Here is a 16,735-nt window from a genome sequence, read left to right as displayed (position 1 = left end):
CCGCCTGCAGCGAGGTCGGCGTGCGGCGCCTGCTGCACATGAGCGCGCTCGGCGCCGATTCGCACGGCGCGAGCATGTACCAGCGCTCGAAGGGCGACGGCGAAGCCGCGCTGCATGCGGTCGCGGCCACCGATTCGCTCGCGCTGACGATCTTCCGTCCGTCGGTCGTGTTCGGCCCCGGCGACGCATTCCTCAACACTTTCGCGAACCTGCAGCGCACGGTGCCCGTGCTGCCGCTCGCGATGCCCGACGCGCGCTTCCAGCCGGTATTCGTCGGCGACGTCGTGCGCGCGTTCGTCAACACCCTCGATCTCGTCGGCGCGCACGGCAAGACCTACGAGCTCGGCGGCCCGACCGTCTACACGCTCGAGCAACTGGTGCGCTACTGCGGCACGCTGGTTGGCCGGCAGGCACGCATCGTGCGGCTGCCCGACGCGCTTGCGCGGCTGCAGGCGAGCGTGTTCGAATGCCTGCCGGGCGAGCCGGTGCTCACGCGCGACAATCTCGCGACGATGTCGGTGCCGAACGTGCTGTCGGGGCCGCTCGCACCGGAACTCGGGCTCTCGCCCGCGAGTCTCGAAAGCATCGCGCCCGCGTATCTCGGCGAAGCGACCGGGCGCTCGCGGTTCGACTGGTTCCGCTCGCGTCGCTAGCCCCGCGCGCGGGGCGCTGCCGGCCGGCCTCTTTCTTTTCCTTTTTCGCATTTTCCGGAACCCCGTCATGAAGCTCGTCATTGGAGACAAGAACTACTCGTCGTGGTCGATGCGGCCGTGGCTGCTGCTCGCGCATTTCGGCATCCCGTTCGACGAGATCGTGGTCGAGCTGCGTCGCGACGACACGGCGGCGCGCATCCGCGAATACTCGCCGACCGGCAAGGTGCCGTGCCTCGTCGACGATCACGGCTTGGCGATCTGGGATTCGCTCGCGATCGCCGAGACGCTCGCCGAGCGCTATCCGCAATTCCCGATGTGGCCGGCCGACCCGCTCGCGCGTGCGCATGCGCGCTGCGTGTCCGCCGAAATGCATTCGGGCTTCGCGGCGCTGCGCACGCAGATGGGCATGAGCATCCGCGCGTCGATGCCGGGGCGCGGCGCGACGCCCGAGGCGCTCGCCGACGTCGCGCGCATCGACGCGCTGTGGAGCGAATGCATCGAGGCGTCGGGCGGGCCGTTCCTGTTCGGCGAATTCGGCGTCGCCGATGCGATGTATGCGCCCGTCGTGATGCGCTTCAACACGTATGCGCCGGCGCTGTCGCCGGAGGCGGCCGGCTACGCGGCGCGGGTGACCGCGCTGCCGGCCGTGCAGCAGTGGATCGATGCCGCGCGCCGTGAAACCAACGTGATCGCCGAATACGAGCCGCAGCCATGAACATCTACGCAGTAGGCGGCGCGATCCGCGACGAATTGCTCGGCGTGCCGGTGCAGGACCGCGACTACGTGGTGGTCGGCGCGACGCCCGAGCAGATGACCGCGCAGGGCTTCCGGCCGGTCGGCAAGGATTTCCCGGTGTTCCTGCATCCGCAGACGCAGGAGGAGTACGCGCTGGCGCGCACCGAGCGCAAGACGGCGGCCGGCTATCACGGCTTCCAGTTCCACTACGCGCCGGACGTGACGCTCGACGAGGATCTCGCACGGCGCGACCTGACGATCAACGCGATGGCGCGCGAGGTGAGCCCGGAAGGCGCGCTGGTCGGCCCGGTGATCGATCCGTTCGACGGGCAGGCCGACCTGCGTGCGCGCGTGTTCCGGCACGTGAGCGACGCATTCGTCGAGGACCCGGTGCGAATCCTGCGCATCGCGCGCTTTGCCGCGCGGTTCGCGAATTTCACGGTGGCGGACGAAACGCTCGCGCTGATGCGACGGATGGTCGATGCGGGCGAGGTCGACGCGCTCGTGCCCGAACGCGTATGGCAGGAAATCGCGCGCGGGCTGATGGAAGCGAAGCCGTCGCGGATGTTCGCCGTGCTGCGCGACTGCGGCGCGCTCGCGCGCATCCTGCCCGAGGTCGACGCGCTGTGGGGCGTGCCGCAGCGCGCCGATTACCACCCGGAAGTCGATACCGGCGTGCACGTGATGATGGTCGTCGACTACGCGGCGAAGCAGGGCTATTCGCTGGCGGTGCGCTTCGCGGCGCTCACACACGATCTCGGCAAGGGGACGACGCCCGCGGACGTGCTGCCGCGCCACGTCGGCCACGAAAGCCGCAGCGTCGAGCTGCTCAAACCGTTGTGCGAGCGGCTGCGCGTGCCGAACGAATGCCGCGATCTCGCGCTGGTGGTCGCGCGCGAGCATGGCAACCTGCATCGCGTGATGGAGATGGGCGCGGCCGCGCTGGTGCGGCTGTTCGAGCGCAGCGACGCGCTGCGCAAGCCGGCGCGCTTCGCCGAGTTGCTGCAGGCCTGCGAATCGGATGCGCGCGGCCGGCTCGGGCTCGATGCGCAGCCGTATCCGCAGGCCGAGCGGCTGCGCGTCGCGCTCGCGGCGGCGCGCAGTGTCGACGCCGGCGCGATCGCGCGCGGCATCGGCAACGATACGGAGAAGATCAAGGAAGCCGTGCATCGCGCGCGGGTCCAGGCCGTCGCGCAGGCGCTCGCGATCGGCGAGTAGTCGGCGAGTAGCAGGCAAGTAGCAGGCGCGGAACAGCGCGCGCGCCGGCCAGCCGTTACTGTTTCTTCTTGCGCGCCGGAGTCGCGGCCGCCGGGCGTTTGCCGGCGGCGGCGCGCGGCTTCGCCGCCCCCTTCTTTTCGGCTGCGCCGGCCCTGGACGGCCGTGGCGCGGCGGCGTCGCGGTCATCCCGCTTGGACGCCGGCGCGCGCCGGCTCACGCGCGGCTCGCCAGGCTTCGACTGCCTGATTTCCGTCGTCGCGGATACGAATTCCGCACCACTGTCGTCGAACAGCGGCAGCGTGCTGACGGTGATCAGCTCGGCCGGCCCGTCGCCGACATTGGCCACGCGATGCCGCTTGCGCGCGTCGAAGTGCAGCGAGTCGCCGGGCGTCAGCGGGTAATTCTTCTTGCCGACCGTGTAGCAGATGCGGCCCGCCAGCACGTACACGAATTCGTCGCCGCCGTGCGCGACCCATTCCGACCGGTAGCCCTCCATCATCTGCACCTTCAGCGCGTTGATCTGGCTGCCGTCGAACGTGGTGGACAGCCGCTCGTACCACTGCGACGCGGCGTCGAGCGCGTACGGCTTGCGGCTGCCCTCGTGCGAATCGGGCTGCGCCTGGCGCGGCTGCTCGATCAGCGTGCCGAGCGGCACGCCCAGCGCCTTCGCGACGTTGACGAGCGACGACAGCGAGATGCCCGTCAGATGGCGCTCGACCTGCGACAGGAACCCGACCGACAGGTTCGCTTCGGTCGCCACTTCCAGCAGCGTCTTCTTCGCTTCCCGGCGCAGGCGGCGAATGCGCTGGCCGATACGCATGAGGTCTGAATCCATGAATCTCTTTCGTGGCAACGAGTCGGGGCGCGGGCAAAGGGGCCGTGCGGCCGCCCGGGGCGGCGAGGCCGGCGCATTGTACCGCGCAGCGTCGCGGGGCGAATCGGCGTTGTGCCGGAATCCGCAGGCGGCACGCCGATTTTAGTCCTACGAAAATCTTGGCTTGACCTCGATTTCGACGTGCTCTAGATTCTGTCGCGCATCAAACAAAGTTAAGTGAGACAAAAATTTTACCGAAGGCCTGCCTCTCGGCCGGCGGCGCGGCCCGGCCGCGCGTCGTGCCGCGCGTGACCTGCGCCGCAACGACGTGCCGTGCCCGGCGCGCGATGCCGCGGCACGCCGCCGGCCGCCGACAACAATGAATAACGGGCATCCGATGATCGATCGACTGAAATACAGCTTCTCCGGCCTTCCCCCGTACGACGCGTCCGTCGCCGACACGCAGGCCGGCCTGTCGCGCCTGCTCGATGCCGCGCGACTCGATGCGGTGCTGATCACGTCGCAGGACGAATACGTGACCGAGTACCTGCCGCGCGGCAACAACCCGCGCTACGCGGTGTCCGGCTTCGACGGCTCGGCCGGCTGCGGAATCTTCCTGAGCGCGGCGACCGCGCAGGCGCTCGATCTGCCGCCGTTCGTGCTGTTCGTCGACGGCCGCTATCACTTCCAGGCCGACGAGCAGTGCGATCCGGCGCGCGTGCGCGTCGAGAAGCTCGGCATCGACGTGACGATCTGGCAGGCGATGGCCGACTGGCTGCTCGCGCACGCGAGCCGGCTCGCGCGGGTCGGCTACGACGCGCGGCGGATCAGCGTCGCGCAGCGCAACCGGCTGTTCGAGCAGACGCAGGCCGCGTCGCTCGACTGGACGAGCCTCGCCGAGCGCGAGATCGACCGGGCGATCGCGCTGCCGGGCTGGAACGTCGAGCGGCCGATCTTCGAGATCCCGGCAGCGATGACCGGCCTGAGCGTCGTGCAGAACCTCGATGCGCTGAACCGCCGGCTCGCCGCGCATACCGGCGCGGCCGACGGCAAGACGGCGTTCTTCACCTGCGCGTCGGACGATCTCGCGTATCTGCTGAACAGCCGCGGCTATCACATCCCGAATGCGTCGTCGCACCTCGGCTTCCTGTTCGCGGTCGGCGGGCGGGTGGCGCTGTTCCTCCCGGAAGGCTGCGACCGCTGCGAGGTCGCGCTCGATTCGTATCCGGCGCTGCAGGTGATCCGGCGCGACGTCGCGGCGCTCGAGCGCTTCCTCGCGCAGTTCGCCGTCGAGCACGTGTGCTACGGCTTCGAATCGGTGAACTGCGCGCTCGTCGACGCGGTGAAGCGGGTGTGGCCGCACGCGCGGCATGCCGATTTCAACCCGGTCGAGGCGATGCGGGCGAGCAAGACGCCGGCGGTGCTCGGCCAGTTCCGCGACGCGTTCGCGCGCAGCTGCGCGGCGATCGCCGAGACGATGCGTTGGGCGAAGTCCGGCGAGCCGGGCGTACGCCACACCGAGTACGACCTTGCGCGCAGGATCAACGACGCGTACGGCGCACGTTCGGCGGTCGCGCTGTCGTTTCCGTCGATCGCGGCGAACGGCGCGAACAGCGCGTTCGCGCATTACACGGCGGCGAGCGCCGACGTCGAGCTGACCGAAGGCGAACTCGTGCTGCTCGACAGCGGCGCGTACTACGAAGCCGGCTTCGCGACGGACTGCACGCGCGTCGTGCTGCGCCGCACGCGGCCGGACACGGTCGCGCAGCCGTGGCAGCGCGAGATCTACACGGTCGCGCTGAAGGCCTGCATCAAGGGGCTCGTCACCCGCTTTCCGGCCACCGCGACGGGCGGCGACGTCGATGCGCTGGTGCGGCAGGTGTGTCGCGACCACGGCCACGATTTCGGCCACGGCACCGGGCACGGCGTCGGGATTCACGTGCACGAGGGTGGCGTGCGGTTCGCGCCGGGCGCGACGTACGGGCTGGTGCCGAATGCGGTGATTTCGGTCGAGCCGGGCATCTACCTGCCGGGCAAGGGCGGCGTGCGGATCGAGAACATCGTGATCGTGCGGGCGGACGACGCGCAGCCGGACACCGTGACGTTCGAGAACATCGTGACGGTCGGCTACGACTGGGATCTGATCGATCTGGATCTGCTGGACGACGCCGAGCGCGCGTACCTGCGCGACTACGAGCGGCTGTGCGTGGAACGCGGCACGCAAGTCACTGCGTGTCCGCTGTTGTAACGAAGGGGGAAGCAGCGACGCGGCCGCCGGGCGGCCGCGCGGCGCGCCGTCAGCCGGTCAGCGTGTGAGCGCCGACACGCGCCCGTCGGGGCCGTACACGCCGGCCGGCGCGGGCGCCGAGCGCAGCACCGCGAGCGCGCGCTCGTTGTAGTCCATCCGGATCCGGATCAGCATCCCGTTGTTCGCGTTGGCCTGGCGCGCGCGTTCGGCGGCCTGTTGCAGCAGTTGCCAGCGGCTCGCGAGGCGCGCGTCGCGCTCGGCCGCCTGGTCCATGCCTTTCTTGCCGGCCGGAAAGCCGAGCGCGGAAAGCTGCGTGTCGCGCGTGCGTTCGAGCTGCGCGAGCCGGTCGATCAGTGCGCTTTTCTTCTCGACGATCCCGGGCAGCATCTCGAGCGGCTCGGCCGTCGTCAGCGCCTTTTCCTCGTAGACGAGCAGGGACGCGAACGCTTCGACCGTCGCGTGTTCGTCGTTGACCGTGGCCAGCAGCTCTTCTCTCATCGCGTCATGCTCGTCACGCCGGTGCGCGGGATGGCCGCACGCCGGCAAACCGGGTGAACCGGCCACGAGGCCGGGATTAGCTGCCCTGCGGGCGCTGCTGCTGCAGCAGTTCGCGGGCGGTGTTCAATACGCCGTCGGCAATCTTGTTCGCGTCGATCGTCAGCGTGCCGTTGTTCAGCGCGTCCTTGATCGACTGGACCAGGCCCGTGTCGATATCGGCGTCGCCCGACGCGGAGACCGAACGCAACTGGCCGGACAGACCCGACAGGTTCACGGTCGTGTCGCCGCCGCTCGATCCTGCATCGGCTGCCTGCGCGGACGACTGGGCCGTGCCGGACGGCGCACGGGCCGCGCCGTTGCCGGTCGGCGCGAGGGGGCTCGGTTTCGGAGTGGAATCGATCTTCACGATGGGTTTCCTGTACGGTTTGACCCAGATAACGGCCGGGTCGGCCCGAACTTTAGCATCGCGAGCCCGAAATGCTCCGAATAAACAATTCTTTACATTCTTGCGGCAGATCCGTCCCTACAGCGGAATTTCCACGGTGCCGGCGTCCTTGACGATCGCCGTGACGATCTGCCCGGCCGCCATCCGCACCCGCACCGACTGGCCCGGCGCCGCATTCGCGAGCACGCTGCCTTCGGCCGAAATCGTGAAGCCGGGGCCGGCCGCGACGACCCGTACCGTCTGGCCGGCCGACACCGACGCCGCGCTCTTCAGCATGTCCTGCCGCAGCGGCAGCCCGGCCGAGATGCGCGCGAGCGCGGTCGCGCCGATCGCCTGCGCCGGATCGGTGATCACCGCGAGCGGCATGACCGTCAGGTCGCCGTCGCGTGCGACCAGGTCGGCCGCGGAGAGCGGCTCGCCGGGCGCGATCTGGCGCGCGGCGACGTAATAGGTGGCCTGCACGGCGACCTTCGCCTGCAGGTAGACGGTCCACGGCCGCTCGCCCGCGCAGCGCACGCCGACCGTCGTGCGGCCCCACAGGCGCGCGCCGGTCGGCAGGAACGGTTCGAGCGTCGTGCACGCGGCGAGTCCGCGCGGAAAGGCGGTCGTGACCGTCGCGGTGGTCTTGCCGGGCAGGCCGGCGATCTGCTGCTGCAGGAACGCGAGCGCCGCGCGCCGGATCGTTTCGGGGTCTTGCTGGCCGGGCGGCGTCGCGGGTTGGACCGTGGGTTGGGCCGCGACGGTAGCCGGAGCCGGGCGGGCCGAAGCGGCCGCCGTGCGCGGCGCCGTTGCGGCTGATGCGGCACGAGCCGCCGCCAGGCGGGCGGCTGCGGCCGCTTGCGGCGCCGGCCGCGCGGGATTCGATGCAGGCTCGGCGGTGCCGGCGACGACCATCGCGATCGCGGCCGGGTCGGCCGGGCGCGGCGTCGCGCCGTACCCGGCGTTCGCGCGGGCGGCTGCGTAGACGGGGACCGTTGCGGGAGCCGGCGCAGCGGCCGGCGGCGGAACGCTCGTCACGACCATCTGGCTGGCCGGTTGCGCGGCGTAGTCGCTGCCGGTCGCGGCGCTCGCCCCGCCAACCGCGCGCTGCAGGCCTGAGGCCGAAGCCGAAGCGACGCCCGCATTCCCGCCGAACTGCCCGCCGCTCGCCGCATTGGCGTGCGCGAGCGCGGTTTCGGCCGTCTCGCCGCGCCCGGGAATCACGATCATCCCGTCGTCCGCATGGGCGGCAGGCGCGGCGATCCACAGCGCCGCGGCGAGCGCGAACGCGCGCCGGACGTGCGTGAGCCGCCCGTTCCTGTCGCGAAGTGCGTCGCCCGTCATCGCCGTGTCCTCGATCCGTTGATCCGCTTCGCATTCTAGGGAGCCGGGGCGTCGCGCAAACGATGAATAGAGGGGGCCTTTGCCGCGTTATTCGTCCGATTGCCGGTTGCGTCCCGCGCCTACCATCGCTGTCATGGAAAAAAGCCTCTCGGGTCGCCATCCGGTGCGAGGGGCGTGCAGCGCTTCATACGGAGAGACGCACACATGCTGGACAAACTCGATGCGGAATTCGCGTTCGGCCGACAGGCGCTCGACGTGCGCGCCTACCGGCAGGAACTGCTGTCGTCGAACATCGCGAACGCCGACACGCCCGGCTACCAGGCCCGCGACGTCGATTTCGCGTCGACGCTCGCGCGTTCGCTGAAGCAGACGAGCGGCGGCCTGGCGCCCAGCAACGCCGCGCAACTGCCGATGACGCAGCCGGCCGGCGTGACGAGCGGCATGTCGATGGTGTCGACGGCGGCGGGCCACATGGCCGGCACCGCGAAGCTGATCCCGACCGGCGGCCCGGCGGACGACTACGGCCGCGCGCAATACCGGATGCCGCTGCAGCCGTCGCTCGACGGCAACACGGTCGATCTCGACGTCGAGCGCGTGCAGTTCGCGAATAACGCGCTGCACTACGAAACCGGGATGACCGTGATGACCCAGCAGATCAAGGCGATGATCGCCGCGATCACGACGAACTCGTAACGAACTCGTAAGCGCCGCTTCCGAATCCGGACTCGAACACAAGGAGCCTCCATGCCTTCGTTGATGAACATCTTCGGCGTCGCCGGTTCGGCGCTGTCCGCGCAATCGCAGCGCCTGAACGTCACCGCGTCGAACCTCGCGAACGCCGACAGCGCGACCGGCCCCGACGGCAAGCCGTACAAGGCCAAGCAGGTCGTGTTCGCGACCGACCCGCTGGGCGGCGCGCGTACCGCGTCCGGCCAGGGCGTGGGCGGCGTGCGCGTGACCAAGGTAATGGACGACCCGTCGCCGATGAAATCGACCTACGACCCGGCGAACCCGGCCGCCGACGCGAACGGCTACGTGCAGATGCCGAACGTCGACCCGGTACAGGAGATGGTGAACATGATCTCGGCGTCGCGCTCGTACCAGGCCAACGTCGAGACGCTGAACACCGCGAAGACGCTGATGCTCAAGACGCTGACGATCGGCTCGTAAGCCGCGCGCCGCCGACCTGACCGACCCGACACCGACAGTTCCGACAGAAGGCCAACAGGATGACTTCCTCCAACACGACGATCGGCAGCAACGGCACCAGCGTGTCGACGCTGCCGACCGACACGATGAACACCAACAACGTGTCGTCGACCAACGGCACGTCGGCGAGCGACCTGCAGGCGACGTTCCTGAAGCTGCTCGTCACGCAACTGCAGAACCAGGACCCGACCAGCCCGGTGGACAGCTCGCAGATGACGTCGCAGCTCGCACAGATCAACACGGTGAGCGGCATCGCGCAACTGAACACGTCGCTCACGTCGCTGTCGACGCAGCTCGCGGCCGGCCAGCAGACGCAGGCCGCGCTGCTGATCGGCACGAACGTGCTCGCGCCGGGCAACTCGGTCGCGGTGAAGAGCGGCGCGGCGTCGCCGTTCGGCGTGTCGCTCGCGAGCTCGGTGTCGAACCTGACGATCACCGTGAAGAACTCGGCGGGCGCCGTCGTGAACACGATCAACGCGGGCGCGCAGTCGGCCGGCACCGTGCCGTTCAACTGGACCCCGACCGACGCGGCCGGCAACGCGCTGCCGGACGGCACGTATACGGTCAGCGCGTCGTACACCAACAGCGCCGGCACGCCGCAGGCGGCCACGACGCTCGCGGCCGCGCAGGTGCAGAGCGTGGTCAAGCAGGCGGACGGCACCGCGGGGCTCGTGCTGTCGAACGGCACGACGGTGGGGCTCACCCAGGTTGCGTCGATCTTCCCGAACACGAAGTCGTCCTCGTCCGGCGACACCACCACCAACTGATCGAGCTTTCCCGTAACGGAGAACGAAATGGGTTATCAACAGGGTCTGAGCGGTCTCTCGGGCGCATCGAACGCGCTCGACGTGATCGGCAACAACATCGCGAACGCGAACACGGTCGGCTTCAAGTCGAGCACCGCGCAGTTCGCCGACATGTACGCGAACTCGGTCGCGACGTCGGTCAACACGCAGATCGGCATCGGCACGACGCTGAACTCGGTGCAGCAGCAGTTCGGCCAGGGCACGATCAACACGACGAACTCGTCGCTCGACGTCGCGATCAACGGCAACGGCTTCTTCCAGATGTCGAACAACGGCGTGACGACGTACTCGCGCGACGGCACGTTCCAGCGCGACAAGAACGGCTACATCGTCAACGCGCAGGGCATGAACCTGATGGGTTACATGGCCGACAAGAACGGCGTGCTCAACACCGCGCAGACCGTGCCGCTGCAGGCGCCGACCACCAACATCGCGCCGACCGCGACGACCAAGATCACCGGCCAGTTCAACCTGAACTCGCAGGACACGGTGCCGGCCAAGACGCCGTTCAACGCGGCCGACACCACGACGTACAACTACTCGACGTCGATCCAGGTGTACGACTCGCTCGGCGGTTCGCAGGCGGTCAACATGTACTTCGTGAAGTCGTCGGCCGGCACGTGGGAAGCTTACGCGGGCGTGCAGGGCGGCGCGACGAACGATCTCGGCACGATCACGTTCGATACGTCGGGCGCGATCAAGAGCACGACGACCGGCACGCCGGCCACGCCGACCGCGTCGCTCGGCCAGTTCCAGTTCACCGTGCCGAACACCGACGGCTCGGCGACGCCGCAGAATCTCACGCTCGACCTGACCGGCACGACGCAGTACGGCGGCAAGGACGGCGTGAACAACCTCGCGCAGGACGGCTACGCGAGCGGCACGCTCACCACCTATTCGATCGGCACCGACGGCAAGCTGACCGGCAACTATTCGAACGGCCAGACCGCCGTGCTCGGCCAGATCGCGCTCGCGAACTTCAACAACCCGAACGGGCTGGTGAACCTCGGCGGCAACCAGTATGCGGAATCGGCCGCGTCGGGCGTGCCGCAGGTGTCGGCGCCGGGCAGCACGAACCACGGCACGCTGCAGGGCAGCGCGCTCGAGAACTCGAACGTCGACCTGACGTCGCAGCTCGTCAACCTGATCACCGCGCAGCGCAACTACCAGGCGAACGCGCAGACGATCAAGACGCAGCAGACCGTCGACCAGACGCTCATCAACCTGTAAGCGCGGATAACCGGCAGCCATGGACCGACTGATCTATACGGCGATGACGGGCGCGTCGCAGTCGCTCGACCAGCAGGCGATCGTCGCGAACAACCTCGCGAATGCGTCGACGACCGGCTTTCGCGCGCAGCTCGCGACGTATCGCGCGGTGCCGATGAATTTCGGCGACGGCAGCAACATCGACCCGACGACGACGCGCACCTACGTGCTCGCGTCGACGCCCGGCGCCGATTACGCGCCGGGTCCGATCACGCGCACCGGCAATCCGCTGGACGTCGCCGTGCAGGGCCCGGGCTGGCTGTCGGTGCAGACGGCCGACGGCAGCGAGGCGTACACGCGCGCCGGCAACCTGCACGTCGACGAGAACGGCCAGCTCGTCAACGCGAGCAACCTGCCGGTGATCGGCAACGGCGGCCCGATCTCGGTGCCGCCGAACGCGGAAGTGACGATCGGCAAGGACGGCACGGTGTCCGCGCTGATGCCGGGCGACCCGCCGACCGCGGTCGCGATCGTCGACCAGATGAAGCTCGTCAATCCCGATGCGGCCACGCTCACGCGCGGCAACGACGGGTTGTTCCGCACCGCCGACGGCAATCCGGCCGACGTCGACCCGAACGTGGTCGTCACGCCGAATTCGCTCGAAGGCAGCAACGTGAACCCGGTGACCGCGATGGTCGCGATGATCGACAACGCGCGCGCATTCCAGCTGCAGTCGAAGCTGATCCAGACGGCCGACCAGAACGAGCAGACGGCGAACCAGTTGCTCAATTTCAGCTGAGCGCCCGCGCCAGCCCACGCAGGAGAATCGACAAATGAATCGTTCGCTCTACATCGCTGCCACCGGCATGAATGCGCAGCAGGCGCAGATGGACGTGATTTCGAACAACCTCGCGAACACCAGCACGAACGGCTTCAAGGCGTCGCGCGCGGTGTTCGAGGATCTGCTGTACCAGACCATCCGCCAGCCCGGCGCGAACTCGACGCAGCAGACCGAGCTGCCGTCGGGCCTGCAGCTCGGCACCGGCGTGCAGCAGGTCGCGACCGAGCGCCTGTACACGCAGGGCGGCCTCACGCAGACCGGCAACTCGAAGGACGTCGCGATCAACGGCGCGGGCTTCTTCCAGGTGCTGATGCCGGACGGCACCAACGCGTACACGCGCGACGGCTCGTTCCAGACCAACGCGCAGGGCCAGCTCGTGACGTCGAGCGGCTACCAGGTGCTGCCGGCGATCACCGTGCCGCAGAACGCGCAGTCGCTGACGATCGGCAAGGACGGCGTCGTGTCGGTCACGCAGCCGGGTTCGAGCAACGCGGTGCAGATCGGCTCGCTCCAGATCGCGACCTTCATCAACCCGACCGGCCTCGAGGCGAAGGGCGAGAACCTGTTCGCGGAAACGACGTCGTCGGGCGCGCCGAACGTGTCGCAGCCGGGGCTGAACGGCGCGGGCGTGCTCAACCAGGGCTACGTCGAAGCGTCGAACGTGAACGTCGTGCAGGAACTCGTCAACATGATCCAGACGCAGCGTGCCTACGAGATCAACAGCAAGGCCGTGACGACGTCCGACCAGATGCTGCAGACCGTCACGCAGATGAAGAGCTAACCGGAACGTCCCGTCGCAGCCATGAAGCAGGTTCGCCTCCCCTCGTCAGCCACCGTCCGCGCCGCCTGCGCGGTCGCGGTGGCGGCGCTCGCCGGTTGCGCGCAGATTCCGCGCGATCCGATCATCCAGCAGCCGATGACGGCGCAGCCGCCGATGCCGATGTCGATGCAGGCGCCCGGCTCGATCTACAACCCCGGCTACGCGGGGCGGCCGCTGTTCGAGGATCAGCGCCCGCGCAACATCGGCGACATCCTGACGATCATGATCGCGGAGAACATCAACGCGACCAAGTCGTCGGGCGCGAACACGAACCGGCAGGGCAACACCGATTTCAACGTGCCGACGGCCGGCTTCCTCGGCGGGCTGTTCGCGAAGGCGAACCTGTCGGCGACCGGCGCGAACAAGTTCGCGGCCACCGGCGGCGCGAGCGCGGCGAACACGTTCAACGGCACGATCACGGTGACCGTCACCAACGTGCTGCCGAACGGCAACCTCGTGGTCAGCGGCGAGAAGCAGATGCTGATCAATCAGGGCAACGAATTCGTGCGTTTCTCGGGGGTCGTCAATCCGAACACGATCTCGGGTGCGAACTCGGTCTACTCGACGCAGGTCGCCGACGCGAAGATCGAATACTCGTCGAAGGGCTACATCAACGAAGCCGAGACGATGGGCTGGCTGCAGCGCTTCTTCCTCAACATCGCGCCGTGGTGATGACGATGCAGACGACCCTGTTCCACCGCCTGTCGGCCCGCGCGCACGCGGCCGCGCGGCTCGCCGTCGCGTTCGCGGCGGTGGTCGCCGCGTGCGTGCTCGGCACTGCGCCGGCGCACGCGGAACGCCTGAAGGATCTCGCGCAGATCCAGGGCGTGCGCGACAACCCGCTGATCGGCTATGGCCTCGTCGTCGGCCTCGACGGCACGGGCGACCAGACGATGCAGACGCCGTTCACCACGCAGACGCTCGCGAACATGCTCGCGAACCTCGGCATCTCGATCAACAACGGTTCGGCCAACGGCGGCCCGTCGTCGCTGAACAACATGCAACTGAAGAACGTCGCGGCCGTGATGGTGACGGCCACGCTGCCGCCGTTCGCGCGGCCCGGCGAGGCGCTCGACGTGACCGTGTCGTCGCTCGGCAACGCGAAGAGCCTGCGCGGCGGCACGCTGCTGCTCACGCCGCTGAAGGGCGCGGACGGCCAGGTGTACGCGCTCGCGCAGGGCAACATGGCGGTCGGCGGCGCGGGCGCCAGCGCGAACGGCAGCCGCGTGCAGGTGAACCAGCTCGCGGCCGGCCGGATCGTCGGCGGCGCGATCGTCGAGCGCGCGGTGCCGAACGCGATCGCGCAGATGAACGGCGTGCTGCAACTGCAACTGAACGACATGGACTACGGCACCGCGCAGCGCATCGTGTCCGCGGTCAACTCGAGTTTCGGCCCGGGCACCGCGACGGCGCTCGACGGTCGCACGATCCAGCTCGCGGCGCCGGCCGATTCGGCGCAGCAGGTCGCGTTCATGGCGCGGCTGCAGAACCTCGACGTGAGCCCGGACAAGGCCGCCGCGAAGGTGATCCTGAACGCGCGCACCGGCTCGATCGTGATGAACCAGATGGTCACGCTGCAGAGCTGCGCGGTCGCGCACGGCAACCTGTCGGTCGTCGTCAACACGCAGCCGGTGGTGTCGCAGCCGGGGCCGTTCTCGAACGGGCAGACGGTGGTCGCGCAGCAGTCGCAGATCCAGTTGAAGCAGGACAACGGCGCGCTGAAGATGGTGACGGCCGGCGCGAATCTCGCCGACGTCGTGAAGGCGCTGAACACGCTCGGCGCGACGCCCGCGGACCTGATGTCGATCCTGCAGGCGATGAAGGCGGCCGGCGCGCTGCGCGCCGACCTGGAGGTGATCTAAATGGCGGCGAACCTTCCGAACGCAAACGACCTCACGCAGCGCTTCGCGCTCGACGTGCAGGGTTTCGACGCGCTGCGGGCGCAGGCGAAGCAGTCGCCGCAGGCCGGCGCGAAGGCGGTGGCCGGCCAGTTCGACGCGATGTTCACGCAGATGATGCTCAAGAGCATGCGCGACGCGTCGCCCGACGGCGGGCTGTTCGATTCGCATACGTCGAAGATGTACACGTCGATGCTCGACCAGCAGCTCGCGCAGCAGATGTCGACGCGCGGGATCGGCGTCGCCGACGCGCTGATGAAGCAGTTGCTGCGCAATGCGGGCGCCGGCGCGGGCAGCGATACGGCAGCGGATGTGGGCGCGGGCGGCATGGGCGCCGGCGGCCTCGGCACGGCCGGCAACGAAGGCAGCCTCGCCGCGATGAACGCGATGGCGAAGGCCTATGCGAACGCGGCGAACAACGGCGGGCTCGCCGGTGCGCGCGGCTATTCGGCCGGCAGCGCGCTGACGCCGCCGGTCAAGGGCGCGAGCGGCGTGCAGGACGCGGACGCGTTCGTCGACCGGCTCGCGGCCCCGGCGCAGGCGGCCAGCGCGACGACCGGCATCCCGGCGCGCTTCATCGTCGGCCAGGCCGCGCTCGAATCGGGCTGGGGCAAGCGCGAGATCCGCGCGGCGGACGGCTCGACCAGCTACAACGTGTTCGGCATCAAGGCGAACAAGGGCTGGACCGGCCGCACCGTGTCGGCGCTGACCACCGAATACGTGAACGGCACACCGCGCCGCGTGGTCGCGAAGTTCCGCGCGTACGACTCGTACGAGCACGCGATGACCGATTACGCGAACCTGCTGAAGAACAACCCGCGCTACGCGGGCGTGCTGAGTGCGAGCCGCAGCGTCGAGGGCTTCGCGCACGGCATGCAGAAGGCCGGTTACGCAACCGACCCGAATTACGCGAAGAAGCTGATCTCGATCATGCAGCAGATCGGCTGACGGGCCCGCCCGTCATCGGTTCGTCCCCCTTTCGGACCGCGCCCGGCAGCCCGCCGCGCGCGGTTTCAACGTTTGCGCGAAATAAATCGCCGTTTCGATCTAAACTTTCGGTCAGCACTGCCGCTAAGTGTGAGAGACCTGCGACCGGGCCCCCGTTCTGGCCCGGTTTTATTGCGCACCGGTTGCCCCGGGCGCCCATGACAAGAAAGACCGGCTAGCCATGAATATCGAAACGTCGACGGACCCCAGCCTGGATGCAGGCCACTCCGGGCCCGACTATGCCCGCCGCAATCCGCTGGAAATCGGCGTGCAGCTGCGCAACCTGGTGAATCGCGGCGATTTCCTGACCGTGCAGTACCCGGGTGGCCAGCTCGTCACGCGTCTGCTCGAGGTCGACGTCGGCGCGCGGACGTTCACGTTCGACTGGGGCGCGCTGTCCGAGCAGAACGCCGGCATCCTCGGCGCGTCGCACTGCACGTTCGCGGCTTCGCCGGAGGGCGTGCGCGTCGAATTCACCACGGGCACGCCGCGCGAGACGCGCTACGAGGGGCTGCCCGCGTTCGTCGCCGATTTCCCCGACGTGCTGGTCTGCATCCAGCGCCGCGAATATTTCCGCGTGGACGCGCCGATCGTCGATCCGTTCCTGTGCCGCGGCAAGCTGCCGGACGGCGAAAGCTTCCTGTTCGAGGTGCACAACCTGTCGCTCGGCGGCGTGGGGCTGCGCACGGCCGACGAGCGCGTCGAGGCGCTCGAGGTCGGCACGCTGTTGCCGGACGTCGAGCTCGAGCTGACCGGCCACGGCAAGCTGTCGCTCGACCTGCAGCTGGTGTCGCAACGTTCGACGCAGATGCCGAACGGGTCGCGCCGCTACCAGCTCGGCTTCCGCTACATGTCGCTGCCGGGCAGCGCGGAGAACACGCTGCAGCGGCTGATCACCCAGCTCGAAATGAAGCGCCGCTCGCTCGCGCGGGCCTGACGCGCACCCGGCGCGGGCCCCGTCCGGGCCGCCCGCGCAGCGCCGCCGGCGCTCCTCGCCGGCCGCTTCGAACGGCGACGCACGCCCGTGCGCC

18 protein-coding genes are annotated in these 16,735 nt (G+C 69.0%); 14 read left to right on the top strand and 4 right to left on the bottom strand.

Annotated features, from left to right (window positions below; translation table 11 throughout):
- From H3O04_RS07685 to H3O04_RS07675, 3 genes are all read left to right on the top strand, one after another.
- Nucleotides 1-653 (top strand): NAD-dependent epimerase/dehydratase family protein (locus tag H3O04_RS07685; RefSeq protein ID WP_202587452.1); only part of this gene is annotated, 653 nt, incomplete at its 5' end.
- 67 nt (nucleotides 654-720) lie between these two features.
- Entirely contained in the window at nucleotides 721-1,368 is a 648-nt protein-coding gene (locus H3O04_RS07680; protein WP_202587451.1) for a glutathione S-transferase family protein, read from the top strand.
- Nucleotides 1,365-2,606 (top strand): multifunctional CCA addition/repair protein, encoded by a 1,242-nt coding sequence (locus H3O04_RS07675; protein WP_202587450.1) that lies wholly within the window; start codon nucleotides 1,365-1,367, stop codon nucleotides 2,604-2,606. Before H3O04_RS07680 ends, H3O04_RS07675 begins: the two co-directional genes overlap by 4 nt.
- 55 nt (nucleotides 2,607-2,661) lie before the next feature.
- Here the strand turns inward: H3O04_RS07675 and H3O04_RS07670 are convergent, their stop codons facing one another.
- Complete coding sequence (locus tag H3O04_RS07670) at nucleotides 2,662-3,441, bottom strand: helix-turn-helix domain-containing protein (RefSeq protein WP_202587449.1); 780 nt, start codon at nucleotides 3,439-3,441, stop codon at nucleotides 2,662-2,664.
- A gap of 376 nt (nucleotides 3,442-3,817) precedes the next feature.
- On the opposite strand from H3O04_RS07670, the gene H3O04_RS07665 reads away from it, so the two are divergent.
- Nucleotides 3,818-5,668, top strand: a complete 1,851-nt coding sequence (locus tag H3O04_RS07665; RefSeq protein WP_202587448.1) for a M24 family metallopeptidase — start codon at nucleotides 3,818-3,820, stop codon at nucleotides 5,666-5,668.
- Between the two features lie 57 nt (nucleotides 5,669-5,725).
- On the opposite strand, the gene H3O04_RS07660 is transcribed toward H3O04_RS07665, so the two are convergent.
- The 3 genes from H3O04_RS07660 to flgA all read right to left on the bottom strand — a co-directional run bounded on the left by H3O04_RS07660 (nucleotide 5,726) and on the right by flgA (nucleotide 7,934).
- Nucleotides 5,726-6,166: a flagella synthesis protein FlgN gene (locus H3O04_RS07660; RefSeq protein ID WP_006477557.1), complete on the bottom strand. Its 441-nt coding sequence runs from the start codon at nucleotides 6,164-6,166 to the stop codon at nucleotides 5,726-5,728.
- A gap of 76 nt (nucleotides 6,167-6,242) precedes the next feature.
- Nucleotides 6,243-6,572, bottom strand: coding sequence for a flagellar biosynthesis anti-sigma factor FlgM (gene flgM, locus H3O04_RS07655; RefSeq protein ID WP_011546419.1), 330 nt, complete (start codon nucleotides 6,570-6,572; stop codon nucleotides 6,243-6,245).
- A 117-nt stretch (nucleotides 6,573-6,689) separates the two neighbouring features.
- Nucleotides 6,690-7,934, bottom strand: a complete 1,245-nt coding sequence (flgA, locus tag H3O04_RS07650) for a flagellar basal body P-ring formation chaperone FlgA (RefSeq protein ID WP_202587447.1) — start codon at nucleotides 7,932-7,934, stop codon at nucleotides 6,690-6,692.
- A 204-nt stretch (nucleotides 7,935-8,138) separates the two neighbouring features.
- On the opposite strand from flgA, the gene flgB reads away from it, so the two are divergent.
- From flgB to H3O04_RS07600, 10 genes are all read left to right on the top strand, one after another.
- Complete coding sequence (gene flgB, locus H3O04_RS07645) at nucleotides 8,139-8,627, top strand: flagellar basal body rod protein FlgB (RefSeq protein ID WP_027807823.1); 489 nt, start codon at nucleotides 8,139-8,141, stop codon at nucleotides 8,625-8,627.
- A gap of 51 nt (nucleotides 8,628-8,678) precedes the next feature.
- Complete coding sequence (gene flgC, locus H3O04_RS07640; protein WP_006477560.1) at nucleotides 8,679-9,104, top strand: flagellar basal body rod protein FlgC; 426 nt, start codon at nucleotides 8,679-8,681, stop codon at nucleotides 9,102-9,104.
- A gap of 59 nt (nucleotides 9,105-9,163) precedes the next feature.
- The gene (gene flgD, locus H3O04_RS07635; RefSeq protein WP_006477561.1) at nucleotides 9,164-9,910 is read left to right on the top strand and encodes a flagellar hook assembly protein FlgD; all 747 of its coding nucleotides are present in this window, start codon (nucleotides 9,164-9,166) and stop codon (nucleotides 9,908-9,910) included.
- A gap of 27 nt (nucleotides 9,911-9,937) precedes the next feature.
- On the top strand, nucleotides 9,938-11,179 hold the full coding sequence (gene flgE, locus H3O04_RS07630; protein ID WP_069233267.1) for a flagellar hook protein FlgE: 1,242 nt from the start codon (nucleotides 9,938-9,940) through the stop codon (nucleotides 11,177-11,179).
- 19 nt (nucleotides 11,180-11,198) lie between these two features.
- On the top strand, nucleotides 11,199-11,957 hold the full coding sequence (flgF, locus tag H3O04_RS07625; RefSeq protein ID WP_006477563.1) for a flagellar basal-body rod protein FlgF: 759 nt from the start codon (nucleotides 11,199-11,201) through the stop codon (nucleotides 11,955-11,957).
- 34 nt (nucleotides 11,958-11,991) lie between these two features.
- On the top strand, nucleotides 11,992-12,780 hold the full coding sequence (flgG, locus tag H3O04_RS07620; protein WP_006477564.1) for a flagellar basal-body rod protein FlgG: 789 nt from the start codon (nucleotides 11,992-11,994) through the stop codon (nucleotides 12,778-12,780).
- A 21-nt stretch (nucleotides 12,781-12,801) separates the two neighbouring features.
- Nucleotides 12,802-13,491, top strand: coding sequence for a flagellar basal body L-ring protein FlgH (gene flgH, locus H3O04_RS07615; protein ID WP_011546413.1), 690 nt, complete (start codon nucleotides 12,802-12,804; stop codon nucleotides 13,489-13,491).
- Between the two features lie 5 nt (nucleotides 13,492-13,496).
- Nucleotides 13,497-14,681, top strand: coding sequence for a flagellar basal body P-ring protein FlgI (locus H3O04_RS07610; RefSeq protein ID WP_202587446.1), 1,185 nt, complete (start codon nucleotides 13,497-13,499; stop codon nucleotides 14,679-14,681).
- A complete protein-coding gene (gene flgJ, locus H3O04_RS07605; RefSeq protein WP_053524192.1) occupies nucleotides 14,682-15,665 on the top strand; it encodes a flagellar assembly peptidoglycan hydrolase FlgJ in 984 nt (327 codons plus the stop codon).
- A gap of 220 nt (nucleotides 15,666-15,885) precedes the next feature.
- Nucleotides 15,886-16,641 (top strand): flagellar brake protein, encoded by a 756-nt coding sequence (locus tag H3O04_RS07600; protein WP_006477567.1) that lies wholly within the window; start codon nucleotides 15,886-15,888, stop codon nucleotides 16,639-16,641.
- Nucleotides 16,642-16,735: the final 94 nt, after the last annotated feature.

This window comes from Burkholderia sp. KCJ3K979 (assembly GCF_016759955.1).
Taxonomy (GTDB): Bacteria; Pseudomonadota; Gammaproteobacteria; order Burkholderiales; family Burkholderiaceae; genus Burkholderia; species Burkholderia orbicola.
This window is presented reverse-complemented; position numbering and strand designations above follow the sequence as displayed.

Excerpts from the sequence above, each read along its gene's own strand:
- flgB (WP_027807823.1), top strand. The coding sequence starts at position 8,139 with ATGCTGGACAAACTCGATGCGGAATTCGCGTTCGGCCGACAGGCGCTC.
- H3O04_RS07600 (WP_006477567.1), top strand. The coding sequence starts at position 15,886 with ATGAATATCGAAACGTCGACGGACCCCAGCCTGGATGCAGGCCACTCC.
- flgA (WP_202587447.1), bottom strand. The coding sequence starts at position 7,934 with ATGACGGGCGACGCACTTCGCGACAGGAACGGGCGGCTCACGCACGTC.
- H3O04_RS07670 (WP_202587449.1), bottom strand. The coding sequence starts at position 3,441 with ATGGATTCAGACCTCATGCGTATCGGCCAGCGCATTCGCCGCCTGCGC.
- flgD (WP_006477561.1), top strand. The coding sequence starts at position 9,164 with ATGACTTCCTCCAACACGACGATCGGCAGCAACGGCACCAGCGTGTCG.
- flgJ (WP_053524192.1), top strand. The coding sequence starts at position 14,682 with ATGGCGGCGAACCTTCCGAACGCAAACGACCTCACGCAGCGCTTCGCG.
- flgE (WP_069233267.1), top strand. The coding sequence starts at position 9,938 with ATGGGTTATCAACAGGGTCTGAGCGGTCTCTCGGGCGCATCGAACGCG.
- H3O04_RS07665 (WP_202587448.1), top strand. The coding sequence starts at position 3,818 with ATGATCGATCGACTGAAATACAGCTTCTCCGGCCTTCCCCCGTACGAC.
- flgG (WP_006477564.1), top strand. The coding sequence starts at position 11,992 with ATGAATCGTTCGCTCTACATCGCTGCCACCGGCATGAATGCGCAGCAG.
- flgH (WP_011546413.1), top strand. The coding sequence starts at position 12,802 with ATGAAGCAGGTTCGCCTCCCCTCGTCAGCCACCGTCCGCGCCGCCTGC.
- flgF (WP_006477563.1), top strand. The coding sequence starts at position 11,199 with ATGGACCGACTGATCTATACGGCGATGACGGGCGCGTCGCAGTCGCTC.
- H3O04_RS07660 (WP_006477557.1), bottom strand. The coding sequence starts at position 6,166 with ATGAGAGAAGAGCTGCTGGCCACGGTCAACGACGAACACGCGACGGTC.
- H3O04_RS07610 (WP_202587446.1), top strand. The coding sequence starts at position 13,497 with ATGCAGACGACCCTGTTCCACCGCCTGTCGGCCCGCGCGCACGCGGCC.
- H3O04_RS07675 (WP_202587450.1), top strand. The coding sequence starts at position 1,365 with ATGAACATCTACGCAGTAGGCGGCGCGATCCGCGACGAATTGCTCGGC.
- H3O04_RS07680 (WP_202587451.1), top strand. The coding sequence starts at position 721 with ATGAAGCTCGTCATTGGAGACAAGAACTACTCGTCGTGGTCGATGCGG.
- flgC (WP_006477560.1), top strand. The coding sequence starts at position 8,679 with ATGCCTTCGTTGATGAACATCTTCGGCGTCGCCGGTTCGGCGCTGTCC.